Raw genomic sequence first — 15,086 nt, forward strand, 5'->3', positions numbered from 1 at the left:
CCTGCATGCAATTATCCGGCGAAATCTCCGAACCCGATACGCTGGTCAGTGCGAAAGCATGTCGTCATCTATTTGAAATATTAGAACTTCTCTGCCCACGGCCGTAGGTCGACCTCATGAGACCACGCGTCACGCGGCTGCTTCAGAACATCCATGTAGCTTTGTGAGATGGCGTCCGGAGTCAGCTTCCCGTCTGCCGGATCAGAACTCCCCGCCTTCCTGACGCTACCGTCAATGATGAAATGGGCGACATGGATTCCCTTGGGCCCAAGCTCGCGGGCCGCGCTCTGTGCGAGCCCCCTCAGCGCAAACTTGCCCATGGCGAAGGCCGCCGAGTGAGGAAAGCCCTTGATGCTTGCCGAGGCTCCCGTGAGAAGGATCGCCCCCCGGCCATTGGGAACCATTCGCTTGGCTGCGTGGTGTACGGCAAGGAAACCGCCGAAAGCGGTGATGCTGATTGCCCGCTGCACCTCATTCGGGTCGAGTTCCGCAATCGGTCCATGAGCCCGGGCGCTTGCGTTGTAGACTACTACATCGGGAGTTCCCATTCCCTGGTCCACTTCCTCGAACAGCTGCTCGATAGAGAACTGATCCGCGGCATCGACGATCGAGAAGGCCCGTGCGCCAGTTTCGGCGGCAAGATCCGATAGCTTGAATGTGTCGCGCGCCGCCATGGCCACGCGTACGCCCGAAGCGGTGAGAGCTCTGGTCAGCGAAGCGCTGATCCCGGGTCCTGCTCCGATAATCAATGCGGTGCGGTAGTCGGTCATCTTCGATCTCCATTCATTGAGATTTGGTCACGGTGCGAGAAGACAAGCAGAAACGCGGCGGTAGCGAGTATGAACCGCGGCTGAGATTAGCTGAAACATTGTCAGTGATCACCACATCCGACCCCCGATTCAGCCCCCTATGTTCTGCGGAAACAGAGCACGGCGAGTTTCCTCATCGACCTCGGCCTTGAATTCCTGCTGCTCCTTCATCTTGAGCGCACGTGCGACTGCCGGACGGGCTGCCATCTCGTCCATGAAGCGCTTAACGTTCGGATAGTCGGTTAGCCCCTTTTCACCGAAGATGAAGCCTGCGAGCGAAGCCCAACCCCACAAGGCCATATCGGCGATGGTATATTCGTCGCCAGCAAGGAACTTCGCTTTACCGAGACGGTCATCCAAAACGCGGTAGTGCCGCTCGACTTCCTTGAAATACCTATTCGTAGCGTACTCGAGGTTGTCTGGAGCGAAGTGCAAAAAGTGAACTGCCTGGCCCGAAAATGGCGAAAGGCCGGAAGCGACGAATTCAAGCCACGAGAGAGCCGCTGCTCTTGCCGCCCGATCGGTCGGGAGGAATTTGCCATGTTTCTCGGCGAGGTAAAGCAGGATGGCGTGGGAATCGAAAACGGTGACGCCGTCGTCAACAATCGCCGGAACCTTGGCGTTGGGGTTGATCTTGCGGAATTCGGACGTGTGTTGCTCCCCTTTGAAGATGTCAATGGGTGTCACATCGACGGGCAGCTCGAGTTCTTGAATTAGCAGTGCTGCCTTCATCGAGTTCGGGGTAGCGTGGAAGTAGAGGTTTAACATTCTATCGTATCTTTCTTATCATGATTTTGAGTTGAGAGATCCGGTCGGCGTTGGCCCGGGTTCACCAATACAGCACGCGAATGATGGTTAAGCTTTATAACTTCATTTTTTGAAGCTACAAGTCTTAAAAAATGATGGCTTCGCCTAATTCGAAAAACGATGGCGGAAAAATTACAAAATTGCGCGTAAGGAAATCGGATTCGTTGCCGATTGGATCGCCGGGTGGCCTGTGCGATTCCCTATCAAATATCGCTCGATACCTGAGCTATGACTTCTTCGAGGATTTCCCTCGAGAGGATCTCGTCATCGACCGCGCGGGCAAGGACCATCGCGCCTACCAGCGAAGCTGTCATCCTGATTGCCTTGCGACGAGGGTCGCTGCTTCTGGGCCAGGGGAAGTGTGTGGCGATCTTGTCTATAACGCTACGGACATATCTCGTCATAGCTGGGCGGGCCGTGTCGTCCCGGGCGATCTCGGGAGCTAGGGACGAAATGAGGCAGGCCCCACCCGGGTTGTCCCGTGCTCCCGCACTGAGATACATCGAAGAGAAGGCGGCCCAGCCTTCCTTCGAGGGGTCGACGCTGGTTATCCGTCCCAGTGCCGATGCCTGCACGTGCTCGACGCATTCGGTGACAAGGTGCTGCTTAGACTCGAAATGGTTGTAGAACGCGCCGTGGGTTAGCTGGGCCGCCTTCATGAGCTCATTTACTGAAACGTCGCTAAGCCCCCTTTCCCGAAAGAGGCGCGAGGCTTGGTCCAGTATCCGCTCGTGTTTCTCGGCGGTCTCAGACGCAGGGTAGCGCAATCCAGCCTCCTGTTCTCTGCTCTGTTTTCACTTCCGACAGATGCCGACCTATGAGGTTAGGCATATCAAACAGATAGCCGATATTGTCAGTGTGGTCGAGGGTCCAGCCCTGTCAAACAGGAGGAAGCAACTACGCGCATTTAACAAAACGCCTTGACTTCAAACACATGTTTGAAACATATGTTTGATCTACTGAGGTAGGAGTACACGCTTCCTGCCGATAGCACCACAAGGAGGAGCATATCTTGAAAGTTGCCAGTCTAAATTTCGGCCGCGACGGTCGCTTGATCGTTGTTAGCACCGATAATTTGTTTGCGTCAGATGCATCTGACATCAGACCTACCCTACAGTCCGCTTTTGATGATTGGCGAAACGCGGAGCCCTTGCTGCGTGAAAGAGCAGATCGACTGAATGCTGGCGACGGGAATCGCTTCTCCTTCGATGAAAAAGCATGCGCGAGCCCGCTGCCCCGCGCATATCAGTGGGCAGACGGCTCGGCCTACGTCAACCATGTCGATCTTGTCCGCAAGGCGCGGGGAGCAGAAATGCCGGACAGCTTCTGGACCAATCCCTTGATGTACCAGGGCGGTTCCGACGGATTTTTGTCACCGCGTGGGGACATTCAAGCTGCCAATGAAGCATGGGGCATAGATTTCGAGGGCGAAGTAGCAGTTATCGTTGGCGATGTCGAAGCGGGCGCGGGGCGCGACGAAGCGATGAGCGCAATAAAATTGGTGATGCTCGTCAACGACGTATCACTGCGAAACCTTATTCCGGACGAAATCGCCAAAGGTTTCGGATTTTTTCAATCAAAGCCGGCTTCCTCTTTCTCACCGATAGCGGTAACCGTGGACGAGTTGGGCGATCATTGGGATGGTGGCCGTCTGCATCTTCCATTGCTCAGCTTCGTGAATGGTGCTCCATTTGGAGCGCCAAATGCTGGCCTGGAAATGACTTTCGATTTCCCCGACCTTATTGTGCACGCGGCCAAGACCCGTGCGCTCGCTGCCGGAACAATAATCGGCTCGGGTACCGTCTCCAACCGCGACAGCCAAGGTGGGCCGGGGAAATCCATCGCCAATGGTGGTGCCGGGTACTCCTGTATCTCGGAAATCAGGATGGTCGAGACTATACTTGAGGGCTCGGCAAAAACCCCATATCTCAAAGACGGCGATATCGTCCGCATCGAGATGGTAAATAGTGGCCATCTCTCAATCTTCGGTGCCATCGAACAAAGGGTGGTTGTCCGATCTTCTCACTGAAGACTGTGTATCCCGATCTTCTTTGATTTGAACGTCGGTTCACGCCGTCACGGCCTTCTGGGCCGCCGCGAAGACGTCGCGTGCCGACGTCGTACCCGGTACATGCTCCGTACCCTCGACGCCGAGGTCCATCCATCCCGCATTCACGGCCTCGTACATTTCTTCGGCAGGTCCGCTGCGGCCTTTCGGGATGCCGAATTGCTGTAACGCTTCCGCCCACCCTGCACGCGGGATTGCAAAGGCTTTCACGTCGAGATTCAGGACTTCGCCCAATTGCGCCGCGACTTCATCCGCAGCGACCATCGAACCAATCTCGACGATGCGCTGCCCTGACCACGCTGGCCCGGTCAAAAGGGTTGCGATCTGCGCGCCGATGTCGTCCGTCGCGACCATGGTCGATTTCCGGTTTGTCGGATTGTAGAAGGCGGGTAGCGTTCCGCCCTGCGCGACCTGCAGGCCGAAAAGAAAATTTTCGAAGAACCCGCCTGCGCGCACAAATGCCGTTGGCGATATCAGGTCGCGAAGACCTTGCTCCAGAAGCGACAAGGCCGTGATCATCCCGTGCCCGCTGGTTCTGTTCGCGCCCATTGACGAAAGCGCAACCACTCGCGGCGGCGCTGCCCTGGTGAGCGCCTCGACATAGTTTGCAATCACGCCCTTGGCTTCTTTGTAATCGGGCGACGGAGCCCAGATCGGGGGCAACATGACGAACGCGCCTTCGACGCCTTTGAGCGCCCGCTCGATGGCTGCCGAATCATTCCAATCGCCGTCAACCAGTTCCACGCCCTGGTTCGCCCAGCTCAACGCCTTCTCGCGGTCGCGGACCAGCGCGCGCACCTTCTTGCCTCGCGCTAGCAAATGTCTTGCCGTCGCGCCGCCCACTTTTCCCGTGATTCCCATTACTAAAAACATGCGTTTTCTCCTGATGTTGAGGGACAGAGCACTGCCCCACTTGGTTCAATGGATGAGCGGTAGAATGGCCCGGATTCGAGGGTCACGCAGATAAAGGCCGCCCAAGTCATCGCGCCCAGAAGCAGGGAAATGATTTCCGGCGGTGATCCCAACTCACCGATGCGGACATGGGCGCAGATCGCGCCTCCCAGAAAGCCCGTCACCAGGATCGCGCCGAGGACGGCGGTGGCCGGGATGGCGTATAGGATGGCGCACGCGAGTATGATCGGACCCACGATACGGGTCAGGTCCATCGCGAACCCGGTTTCCTGCAACATGCTCGCGATCTGTGCCGGCGCGAAAAGCTGAATAGTCCCATCTGCCACCAGAGCGATAATGACAAGCGCGCTCATTATCCGGCCGGCCCACAGGGAGCGATGCAAGATCGTAGTTTCAGGCACCTGACGCTGGTTCATAGTTTCGGACACTTGTCATTCTCCGATTGGAATTTCTAATTCGAAGATTACTGGGTCTCTCAGGTGCGATAAACACTAGGAATGGGAACTCACTGTTCTATTCAGAGTGAACAATACAGAGGTACGAAAATGCAGAACCTCCAACCCATCCTCATTTTCATAACCGTAGCGGAAATGGGGAGCTTCACCCGCGCTGCCGACAGCCTGGGCATCCAAAAGGGGAGAGCCTCAACGGCGGTCCGGAAGCTGGAAGAAGATGTCGGCGTCAGGCTCCTGCATCGGACGACGCGCAGCGTGCAGTTGACGGAGGACGGACGCGCATTTCATGCCCGTGCCCGCGATCTGCTTGCTGAAGTCGATGACCTACACTCAATGTTTGCTGGCGATCGCGTGGCACTTCGCGGACGTTTACGGGTCGATCTTCCGACCGAGGTGGCGCGCACAACGATCGTGCCGGCCTTGCCGGACTTCATGGCAGCTCACCCCGAGTTGGAACTCGAAATGTCAAGTACTGATCGACAAGTCGATCTGGTTCAAGAGGGGTTCGACTGTGTATTGCGGCTTGGACCCATAGGGGATGAGACGCTGATTGCCCGCCCGCTGGGCTTGTTGCGCATGGTCAACGCTGCCAGTCCCGCCTATCTGGCGCGCTTTGGCGTCCCTCGATCGCTAGAAGATCTCCAGCGTCAGGAACATCGGACAATTCATTTTTCGACGATGCTGGGCGCAAGACCCTATGGATGGGAATATCCGGACGGCGGCAGCTACGCGACGCTTCAGTTGCCAGGTGCGCTGCACGTCAACAGCGCACAGACCTACGACGCCGCTGCCCTCGCCGGCCTTGGCTTGATTCAAGCCCCACTCTTGGGGATTGGCCAATATTTTGAGAGTGGAGCGCTAGTGGAGATCATGCCCGATTTTCGTCGCCGGGCGATCGCCGTTTCCCTCGTTGTAGCACATCGGAGCAATCTGTCGCGCCGAGTCCGCGTATTCATGAAATGGATCGAAGATGTGCTGACCCCGTATCTGGAATAGCGAAATGCTTTGTTAATGCGTGGTGGGCCCACCTTGTGGTTATCCACACGGAAAGGCTCTTCGACCTGGCAGAACCTGGCGTGTGTTTAAGAAATATCCGACAACGTCGCGTTCATCCAGAACTCGTCGCGGTCATCCCGCCTACTAGAAAATCGACGATTTCCTTTTCCATGGCGTCGAGACCCGCATCCATGCTGCCATCCGAAAGACGTTCCAGGCGGCTGTTTGGTCCCACGTCGGTGACCGTCAATACGATCGCCCCAACCATGAACACGTAGCGCCAATAGAAGGACTTCGGCTGCGGCGCTCCGGCTGCATGACTAAGCGCCTCGATGAACTTTGCCGCCATGGGGTCGAAGTGGCGCTGGATTATCGTGCTGGTAAGGGCGGATCGTTCGATACGGTGCTGGAGGATCAGCCTCGCCAACAACTGGCCCTTCTCGGCCGGATAGATATACGGTCGGACAAACACCTTAACAATGTCTCTCACTTCGACTTTCCGTGTGCCGTTTTTTGCCGAAGAGATGAGCTCTTCGAGCGCCGCGAGGCGTTCGGAGTTAACTCGTAATGAGAGACGATCAAACACCGCTTCCGTGAGCTGCGTCTTGGAGCCGAAGTAATAGTTGACCGCAGCGACGTTGACATCGGCAGCCGCCGTGATCTCCCGAAGGGATACCGCGAACCCCTTGCGCGCAAAGAGGGATTCCGCCGTCTCCAGTATTCTTTCGGAAACTTCCGACCCCGTTGTGAACTGCCGCTGGTTGTCCATCTCGACTCTTGGCCTGAGGGCTATCGCCCGTTGCGCGCTTTAATATAGAAGCCGCTCGGTGTTTGCAATAAAAGCACGCCGTCAACGGATAGGGACCGAGAACGACTGGTCCCTATCCTGGCGTTAAGTACTTCAGTTCACGCTGCGCAGTTGTGCCGCCTGTGGAGCAATGCCCCGACGGCGGGCCCCGAGTACCGCGAAGAAGCTTATGAGGCTTATGATCGCGAGATAGATGGTGACTGGGACCGATGAGTCAGCCCAGGCGAATAGGCCCGTAGCGATCGCGGGCGTGAAGCCCCCAAGGATACCGGACGCCAACGTGAACGAAGCGGAAATGCCGCTGTAGCGAACGTGGGGCTCGAAAAGATCGGAAAGATACGCGGGAAGTACCGCGTAGATGGCGCTGATCCCCACCATCGCCATGCAGACAGCGGCGGTCACGCTACCAAGGGTGCCCCCGTCCACCAAAAGGAAGAACGGGTACGCGGTGATCGCCGTAAACCCAGCTCCGAAAAGGGCCACTGGCTTTCGGCCGATGATGTCAGAGAGCCAAGCGAACGCGCCGAGGAGAACCAGTTCAACAGCCGAACCGATCAAGATCGCGTTGAGGACGACATCGCGCGCTATTCCCACGGACTGCATCGCGTAGGACACGACAAACAGTGTCTGTACGTAGAAAGCAACAATCGGGCCGATAGCTACGCAGACCCCGACCAGAATTTGCCTCCAATGATGGCGGAACACTTCGACAACAGGACGCTCGACGACCTTTTGACTGTCGAGCACCTTCTGGAAGTCCGGTGACTCGAACAACTGGAGACGAAGCACCATACCGACGATAACGAGAAGTGCACTGAGCAGGAACGGGATGCGCCAGCCCCACGACATGAAGTCGTCCTTAGGGAGGAGCGCCAGTAGGGAGAATGTTCCGGTCGACAGAAATAGCGCAATCGGCGATCCCATGTGCGGGAAGCTGCCGAAGAAACCCTTCCTTTCCTTGGGAGCGTGCTCGACAGCCATTAGAACGGCTCCGCCCCATTCGCCACCGAACGCCACCCCCTGAAGCATCCGTAGGATAATGAGAAGAATCGGCGCAAGGATGCCGATCTGGCTATATGTCGGTAGCAGCCCAATTAAGAACGTCACGACGCCCATTCCAAGGAGAGTGGCGACGAGCATCGACTTGCGCCCGACCTTGTCACCATAGTGACCGCAGATAAGCCCCCCGAGGGGACGCATCAGTGCGCCGATCGCAAAGGTGGCGAACGATAGCATCGTGCCGACCGTTGGGTCATAGGATGGGAAGAACAAGGTGCTGAAAACAAGTGCCGAAGCCGTCCCATAAATGTAGAAGTCATACCACTCGATGCACGTTCCTATGAGACTGGCGACCGCCGTCTTGCGAGCAGTCGTTGTCTGAGGTGTATGTTGAATTGCCATTTCATCTCCTCCTAAGATAGCTTGTCTAGACTTGCACGAGGGCGACCACCCGCGACCAGCCTGCGCTCGCATCGGCGAGTTTCACCGGAAGTGCGAGTACGGTGAAACCGCTGGATTCAGGGAGGTCGGCCAGGTTGCAGAGCTTTTCGATCTGGCAATATTCTTTTTCGCGCCCGAGAAGATGCGCTTCCCAGAACCGAGATTCCGAGTGGTTCGTGTCCGCGAGCATGGCATCGAAAGGGCGATCGAGGCCCCATGCATCGATGCCGATGAGCTTGACTCCGCGGTCGACCAGATACTCGGTCGCCGCCCGGGTTAATCCGGGGTGCAGGTTCTCGTACCCTGCTTCCTTGAAGCGCTTCGAAACATCGGTTCGGATGAGCACGATATCGAAGGGCTTGAGCGTGTAGGTGATTTCTTGGAGCTTCTTCTCCACGTCTGCGGCCGTGATCCCGTAGCCCGGCGCGGCCTGTGAGAAATTGAGGACGACGCCGTCGCTCATGCACCATCGCAGAGGAACCTGGTCGATCGTGCGGGCGGGTTTCCCGTCGATGCGCGGACCGTAATGCGAGGGCGCGTCCACGTGCGTACCTGAGTGGGTTGGCATAGTGGTAATCTCCGACGACCACCCCAGCCCATTCGGCCAGACATCTACCGGGATGCCTCGCTTTTCCTTAATGACTTCCGGCGACTTGTCAGGCGTAAGGTAGCGGATTTGATGTGGCGTCGGCTCGAACTCTGCTGTTGCATTATCAAGCCTGTCGCTCAGGTCCAACACTCGCAGTTCTTGGCCAGCGATAAAAACCGTTTCAATCATCATTGGGGTGTCATTTCCTTTGGGCTACTTCCTGGATGGCGTTAACGATCGGTTCGTAGCCAGTGCAGCGGCATAGGTTTCCGCTGATCGCCTGTCGGATTTCTTCCGTTCCGGGTTCCGGATTTCTTTTGAGAAGATCGGCGGCCGCCATCAACATTCCGGCGGTGCAGAAACCGCATTGGAACGCGTTCGCCGAGATGAAGGCCGCCTGAAGCGCCCTCATAATCACGCTGCCTTGGCCTTCGAGTGTGACGACGGCACGGCCTTCCGTTGCGACGGCGAGGTTCAGACATGACTTTCGAACCTCCCCATCGATCATTACTGAACACGCGCCGCAGTCGCCGCTGAGGCATCCGATATGAGTGGCTTTGAGGCCAAGGTCTTCGCGAAGGACATCGACGAGCAGAAGCTGGGCGTCGCGGGGAACCTCCCGCTCCGATCCGTTGACGATAAGAGTGAGGGTGTTTTCACGCATTGTATTTCACCAGGGCTTCCCGCAGGACCCTGCGCGCGACGGGTGGGGCGGCGAGAGCGCGATATTCGGCGTCGGCAAGCTCGTCCGTCCAAGGCGCGGCAATCTTTTCCGTAACGTGTCGCAGCATGGTCTCCAGCGACCCCGTACCCTCCGTTTCAACCATGCATTTCCCCACCAGAGGTGTCGCTGCGAGGCCCCCGATGCAGATCGTAACATCGGCGGAACCCTCCGAACCCTCCGCGACGAGGCAGGCAACGGTGATAATCGGCCAAGAGCTCTCGCTCAGCTTCACTTTGCGGTAGGCCCAAGCTGATTGGCCGCGGGGTTTGGGGATAGCAAGCGCCGTTGCAATCTCATCTGTCCTGCGGGCTGTCCGAAAGCCACCCAAGAGAAATTCCCGTATCGGCAGTTCGCGTGTTCCGCTGTCGCTCGCGAGCAAAACGCGTGCGTCTAGTGCGGCAAGGCAAGCCGGGATATCGGACGCAGGATTGGCATAGCATGCCGATCCGACCAGAGTGCCCTGCCCGGTGATGCTTCTGCCGCCTGTAATTCCCGACGCCATCGACACCAGAATTGGCGCGGCGCGCTGCGTCAAAGGCGACGCGAGAATGTGATCATATGTCGTGCGCGCGCCGATGATGATATCGGCCGTGCGCTCGGTGATCTCCGTCAACCCCAGTCGACGGAGATCAACCAAAAGGGACGGCCTTTCCTCCGATCGGCTCATGGCGGGCAGCAGCATCGTGCCGCCTCCGAGAACTGCAGCGGAATGGCCAGAAATCGTCAGGTAAGAAACAGCTTCTTCCATCGACGATGGCGCGACATACTCGAAGGAATGAGCGATCATGAGTTCGCTCCCCTCAGGGCCCTGAGTATTCGTAGGGGTGTTGCCGGGATGGTGTCGAGCCGGCTGGCGGCTTCGGCCCCGATCGCGTCACCGACGGCGTTTATCACGCAAGCCATCGCCCCTCCGACACCAGATTCTCCAGCGCCCTTCATTCCGAGCGGATGAAACATGCTGGGAGTGAGTTGATTACCAATCTCGATGGCAGGAACGTCCAGCGCCCTTGGCAGAAGATAGTTCTTCAGGCGGTCGTTGACCTTGCGACCGTTCTCGTCCGTTTCCATCCGCTCCCAAAGTGCAGCTCCGATACCCATCACCACCGCGCCGCGCATCTGCCCATCGACGAGAGCCGGATTGATTACGGTTCCGCAATCGTGGACGACGGAATATTTCAAAACCCGAACCACGCCCGTATCATGCGACACCTCAACTGCTGCGGCGTGGACCGAATAGGGATAGGACGGATACGCATTGATGCGGCCTTGTTCGTCGGGAACGTGGCGGACATTCTGGGCTTTATAGCTCTTTGTCGATTGCAGAGGCAGCTCGACACCGTCACCAGAGGAAAAGGGGTGGGTGTAAACCGCAAGTGCGACCGCGCCGAATATCAGCCTCTTTTCAGGCGAGCGGATCGAGAAGACCTCGCCATCGTGAAAAACCGTTTCCGCGGGGTCGCATTGCAGCAGGTTTGCCGCACATCTAGCGAGTTTCGACAGTACGTCCTGTGCTGCGGCGACCGCCGCCGCCCCACACAGCATCAGACTCCTGCTGCTGCTGTTGCCGCCACCGAACGGCGTGACCTCGGTGTCGCCCTGTCTGACCGTGATCACGTCGGGAGCCGCTCCGAACACATCGCCGACAAGCTGCGCCAGTCCGGTTTCGTTACCGCCACCTGGTGAGGTGATACTTGCCAGCACGGTAATTTCGCCGCTCGGATCGACTTTGACGGTCGCGGTCTCAAAACCGCTCGGCACAGCACCGGGGAACGCCGCGCCTTCCGGGGTCAACTCGAACGCAAACCCGTGTCCGATGGCGGTCTCGTCATGAGCGGTGGCGGCTCTCTGCGCCGGCCATCCACGCCGCATTCCTTCGAGTTTCTTGAGCGCGGGCGCGTAGTCGCCGCTGTCCACGATCATTCCAGACGGAAGTCGGTAGGGAAATGCATCGGAGGGATTGAGATTCAGCCGGCGAAGCTCGTTCGGGTCCATGGACAACGCCGCAGCAAGAAGCTCGACAGCCCGCTCGACCACCAGGTTTCCGATTTCCTTTCCGTATCCCCTGATACCCTGCCACGGTGACTTGTTGGTTGTCGCCAGCGAACAGTCGATGAGGCAATTCTCTATCTTGTATACAGTAGGCATGACGGCGGCCGTCACCAAGGCCATCTGCCAGCCGCCGCCAGCACCGACTGCTCCGATGTCGGCGACCATGCGATCGCGGAAAGCCGTTATCCTGCCATCGCGAGTGGCGGCAATCTGAAATGAGTGGGTCTGTTCCCTCCCTCGCGCGAGGAAACATTCGTCACGATCCTCGACGAACGCGACGCGCCTCTGAGTCTTCATCGCAAGGAATCCAACGAGGACCTCTTCGGGATGGCCGACCATCTTGAGCCCGAATGTTCCGCCGATGTTCTGAGCCACGATTTGCACCTGGCTCTCCTTGAGACCCAGCGCATGAGCGATGGTCCACCTCGACGGGTGGGGCATCTGGAACGCCCCTTGAATTTTGAGGCGCGCCGCTCGCGGATCCCATTCAGCCACATAGGAGCGCATTTCGATCGGCGCGCTCGTTGAACACTCGACGGTGAGCTTTCCCGAAACCGTGACGACGTCCGGCCTAAAAAATTCAGATTCCGGATCGCCTACCCGGATGACATCGTGGGCAGCAACGTTCGTCTTCCACTGGGGGTGCACATATTCCACAGCGGTCAAGGCGGCAATCGGATTGAGAATCGGCGCAAGCGGTTCGTATTCTATTGTTATAAGCTCAGCCGCAAGTCTCGCTGCGGCGGGACTTTCGGCAAGCACTGCGATGACTGGCTCTCCGACATACTTGACCTCGTCAAGCGCGAGGGGCCGAACATCGAGGGGTCCCGGGAATCGGTCCTTCGAGAAACGCGATGGCGTGGGCCGCGTGAATTGCCACATGTCGGATGCCGAAACGAACGTGACAAATCCGGGAATCCGCTCGGCGTCCTTCGTGAAAATGCTAATTATTTTCGCTCTCGCGTATGAACTCCGCACCACACGGAGATGAAGGACGTCGGAAGGTATGACATCGGCTGCATAGACCGCCGCCCCGGTCACGAATGCCTCGGCGTTTAGACGAGGGACGCTAGTGCCGACGGATTTTGGACCCTGAAAGTCACGCGGAAGGGCATCGCCACTCATCAGCTCTGCTCTCGCGCCTTCGCCGTCAATCCACCTCGCCCTCTAACCATTCCCGTCGCGTTAGTCGTCGAATACTTGAAACTTGACATCAGCTCCTCCTCAGTCATACATGTGTTTAAAACAAGCGTTTGAACATGTCAATTCAATATCTGATCGTGGTGAAGCTGGCTTTGGATTTCGCTCGACCAGTACGGGACAACGTCAGACAAGAGAGGACAATAACATCTTTGTATAATAGACACTTCATTTTTTGAAGTTTCTATTGGTTAACTCCGGTGTAAGTCGCTATATGCCCCGTTACGCGGATATCACAATTTCGAATACGCGGACCAAATCCGACTCGGAGAAACCATTAAGGCAGCTGTCGCTACTAGCTATCGCGCAGATTTCATCGACGGTCTGGAGACGCATTCAGGGGCCGCATCGGCTCTTTGGAAGGCAGGAATTTTGAAAAGTTGATTGTTCGGCTGACCAACTGCTGAACGGACCTGGAGATACCGATGACCAAAGTAAGCTCACCTCAAGCCTCGAGTGCGAGACATGATCAGACCTTTCCTGTCTTTAGGCCATTCGAAATCGATCGCCTGAGACCGTTCGGCACGGTCGTTCGCTTCCGGGACGGCGAACGGGTTCTGCGCGCGGGAGAGAAAAGCCCAGGTCTGTTCGTGATCCTTGAGGGGTGTGCGACGATAGCGGTCAAGAATATCTTCGGCCATGTTACGCCGATCGCGGAATACGGCCCAGGCGGCTTCATCGGGGAGACCGGGAATCTTTCCGGCCGGACCGCGCTGGTGGACGGATATGCCGAAGGTGATACGGTTGCGTTGCTCCTGGAACCGGACCGCTTGCGGTCACTTCTGATCGCTGATGCCGAAATAGGCGAGCGCATCATGCGGGCACTGATCCTTCGTAGGGTCAATCTTATCGAGGGGGCGACGGTGGGGCCGACCATCGTCGGCTCAGAAAATGATGCGGGCGTTATCCGCCTGCAGGGTTTCTTTCGACGAAATGGACACCCTTTTGTAATCATCGACCCTGTCAAGGATGCCGACGCAGCGGAGCTCTTTGCCCGCGCAGGAACATCGCTGGCGAGCCTGCCGCTTGTCGTGCTCGCAGACGGTTCGATCCTTCAAAATCCGAATGTCGAGCAGGTCGCGGCCTCTCTCGGAATGTCATCCGAACCGAGCAGGAACCACTATGACGTCGCCGTTGTCGGAGCTGGTCCGGCGGGCCTGTCCACCGCCGTTTACGCTGCGTCCGAGGGCTTGACCGTGGCTGTCTGCGACGCGAGGTCTTTCGGAGGCCAGGCAGGTGCGAGCGCCCGTATCGAAAACTATTTCGGTTTCCCAACGGGAATTTCAGGCTTCGCCCTCACCGCTCGCGCCTATAGCCAGGCCCAGAAATTTGGAGCGGAAATGATGATACCAACGGGGATCGAGTCTCTCGACTGCACAAAGCCGGGCGGTTATTTCGTCCTGAACACCCGTGAAGGACACGTGGTGCGCGCCCGCTCCGTCGTGATCGCCTCCGGTGCTTACTATCGACGTCCAGATATCGACGGCCTGAAAGATCTGGAAGGTCGCGGAATTTGGTACTGGGCATCGCCCATTGAAGCACGGCTCTGCAAGGATCAGGACGTCTACGTCGTCGGAGGTGGCAATTCGGCGGGTCAAGCAGTCATCTACCTCTCATCACATGCTCGGTCCGTTCAGATGCTCGTCCGGGGCGAAGGCCTTGCGGCCAGCATGTCGAGCTATCTGATCAACCGCATCCAGTCGGCACCGAACGTTACGGTGCATTATCATACCGAGATAGATGCCTTTCAAAGCGACGGATCCGGTTTGACTGGGCTTTCCTTGGTCGACCGTCGCACGGGCAAGAAATCGCACGCCGAAACCCGAAATCTGTTTCTCTTCATCGGAGCCGACCCAGCCACCGAATGGCTGTCAGGATGTGGCGTTTCGCTGGACCGCGCCAATTTTGTGTCGACCGGAGGATCTGTATTACCGCCCGCTTCGAATGAACTGGAAACATCCGTGCCTGGCGTTTTCGCGATCGGCGACGTTCGTTCGGGCTCTACCAAAAGGGTGGGAGCGGCCATCGGAGAAGGCGCGCAGGTTGTAGCTGCGCTGCATCGCTTTCTTTCCTTAACGCCCCTGCCCGCCGCTTGAACCGGGTGATTGGAGGTAGGGATGTCGAGTGAACGCGCCGTCTTACCGGAGCCTGACCACCCGGCCGTACCCGTGGCTCGTCTCGTAGCTGCCGTTCCGGACGTGACGGCAGCTACGCTCCTGGTGAAGCCCG

At 57.7% G+C, this 15,086-nt stretch carries 13 protein-coding genes and 1 pseudogene; 3 read left to right on the forward strand and 11 right to left on the reverse strand.

Features of this window, described 5'->3' with window-relative positions; translation table 11 throughout:
* Positions 1–80: 80 nt before the first annotated feature.
* The 3 genes from J2X72_RS06765 to J2X72_RS06775 all read right to left on the reverse strand — a co-directional run bounded on the left by J2X72_RS06765 (position 81) and on the right by J2X72_RS06775 (position 2,383).
* Complete coding sequence (locus J2X72_RS06765; RefSeq protein WP_310069982.1) at positions 81–770, reverse strand: SDR family NAD(P)-dependent oxidoreductase; 690 nt, start codon at positions 768–770, stop codon at positions 81–83.
* A gap of 129 nt (positions 771–899) precedes the next feature.
* Positions 900–1,577 carry a glutathione S-transferase N-terminal domain-containing protein gene (locus tag J2X72_RS06770; RefSeq protein ID WP_310069985.1) on the reverse strand — a complete coding sequence of 226 codons (678 nt, stop codon included), beginning with the start codon at positions 1,575–1,577 and terminating at the stop codon, positions 900–902.
* 242 nt (positions 1,578–1,819) lie between these two features.
* Positions 1,820–2,383, reverse strand: a complete 564-nt coding sequence (locus J2X72_RS06775) for a TetR/AcrR family transcriptional regulator (RefSeq protein WP_310069989.1) — start codon at positions 2,381–2,383, stop codon at positions 1,820–1,822.
* A gap of 245 nt (positions 2,384–2,628) precedes the next feature.
* On the opposite strand from J2X72_RS06775, the gene J2X72_RS06780 reads away from it, so the two are divergent.
* Positions 2,629–3,645: a fumarylacetoacetate hydrolase family protein gene (locus tag J2X72_RS06780; protein ID WP_310069991.1), complete on the forward strand. Its 1,017-nt coding sequence runs from the start codon at positions 2,629–2,631 to the stop codon at positions 3,643–3,645.
* Between the two features lie 39 nt (positions 3,646–3,684).
* Here the strand turns inward: J2X72_RS06780 and J2X72_RS06785 are convergent, their stop codons facing one another.
* Positions 3,685–4,557 carry an NmrA family NAD(P)-binding protein gene (locus J2X72_RS06785; RefSeq protein WP_310069994.1) on the reverse strand — a complete coding sequence of 291 codons (873 nt, stop codon included), beginning with the start codon at positions 4,555–4,557 and terminating at the stop codon, positions 3,685–3,687.
* Between the two features lie 45 nt (positions 4,558–4,602).
* Positions 4,603–5,024: pseudogene (locus J2X72_RS06790) on the reverse strand (DoxX family protein).
* Positions 5,025–5,141: 117 nt separating this feature from the next.
* Between J2X72_RS06790 and J2X72_RS06795 the strand changes: the two are divergent.
* Positions 5,142–6,047, forward strand: coding sequence for a LysR family transcriptional regulator (locus J2X72_RS06795; protein ID WP_310069997.1), 906 nt, complete (start codon positions 5,142–5,144; stop codon positions 6,045–6,047).
* A 112-nt stretch (positions 6,048–6,159) separates the two neighbouring features.
* On the opposite strand, the gene J2X72_RS06800 is transcribed toward J2X72_RS06795, so the two are convergent.
* The 6 genes from J2X72_RS06800 to J2X72_RS06825 form a co-directional block, all read right to left on the reverse strand.
* Positions 6,160–6,816, reverse strand: coding sequence for a TetR family transcriptional regulator (locus tag J2X72_RS06800; RefSeq protein WP_310070000.1), 657 nt, complete (start codon positions 6,814–6,816; stop codon positions 6,160–6,162).
* A gap of 132 nt (positions 6,817–6,948) precedes the next feature.
* Complete coding sequence (locus J2X72_RS06805) at positions 6,949–8,256, reverse strand: MFS transporter (RefSeq protein ID WP_310070004.1); 1,308 nt, start codon at positions 8,254–8,256, stop codon at positions 6,949–6,951.
* Between the two features lie 25 nt (positions 8,257–8,281).
* Positions 8,282–9,076: a cyclase family protein gene (locus tag J2X72_RS06810; protein ID WP_310070008.1), complete on the reverse strand. Its 795-nt coding sequence runs from the start codon at positions 9,074–9,076 to the stop codon at positions 8,282–8,284.
* Between the two features lie 7 nt (positions 9,077–9,083).
* Entirely contained in the window at positions 9,084–9,548 is a 465-nt protein-coding gene (locus tag J2X72_RS06815) for a 2Fe-2S iron-sulfur cluster-binding protein (RefSeq protein WP_310070011.1), read from the reverse strand.
* Entirely contained in the window at positions 9,541–10,395 is an 855-nt protein-coding gene (locus J2X72_RS06820) for an FAD binding domain-containing protein (protein ID WP_310070012.1), read from the reverse strand. The genes J2X72_RS06815 and J2X72_RS06820 overlap by 8 nt, the downstream gene beginning before the upstream one ends.
* A complete protein-coding gene (locus J2X72_RS06825) occupies positions 10,392–12,782 on the reverse strand; it encodes a xanthine dehydrogenase family protein molybdopterin-binding subunit (protein WP_310070015.1) in 2,391 nt (796 codons plus the stop codon). Before J2X72_RS06825 ends, J2X72_RS06820 begins: the two co-directional genes overlap by 4 nt.
* Positions 12,783–13,282: 500 nt before the next feature.
* Between J2X72_RS06825 and J2X72_RS06830 the strand changes: the two genes are divergently transcribed.
* Positions 13,283–14,953, forward strand: a complete 1,671-nt coding sequence (locus J2X72_RS06830; protein WP_310070017.1) for an FAD-dependent oxidoreductase — start codon at positions 13,283–13,285, stop codon at positions 14,951–14,953.
* Positions 14,954–15,086: the final 133 nt, after the last annotated feature.

The sequence above is a fragment of the Phyllobacterium sp. 1468 genome, from assembly GCF_031455525.1.
GTDB lineage: Bacteria > Pseudomonadota > Alphaproteobacteria > Rhizobiales > Rhizobiaceae > Phyllobacterium.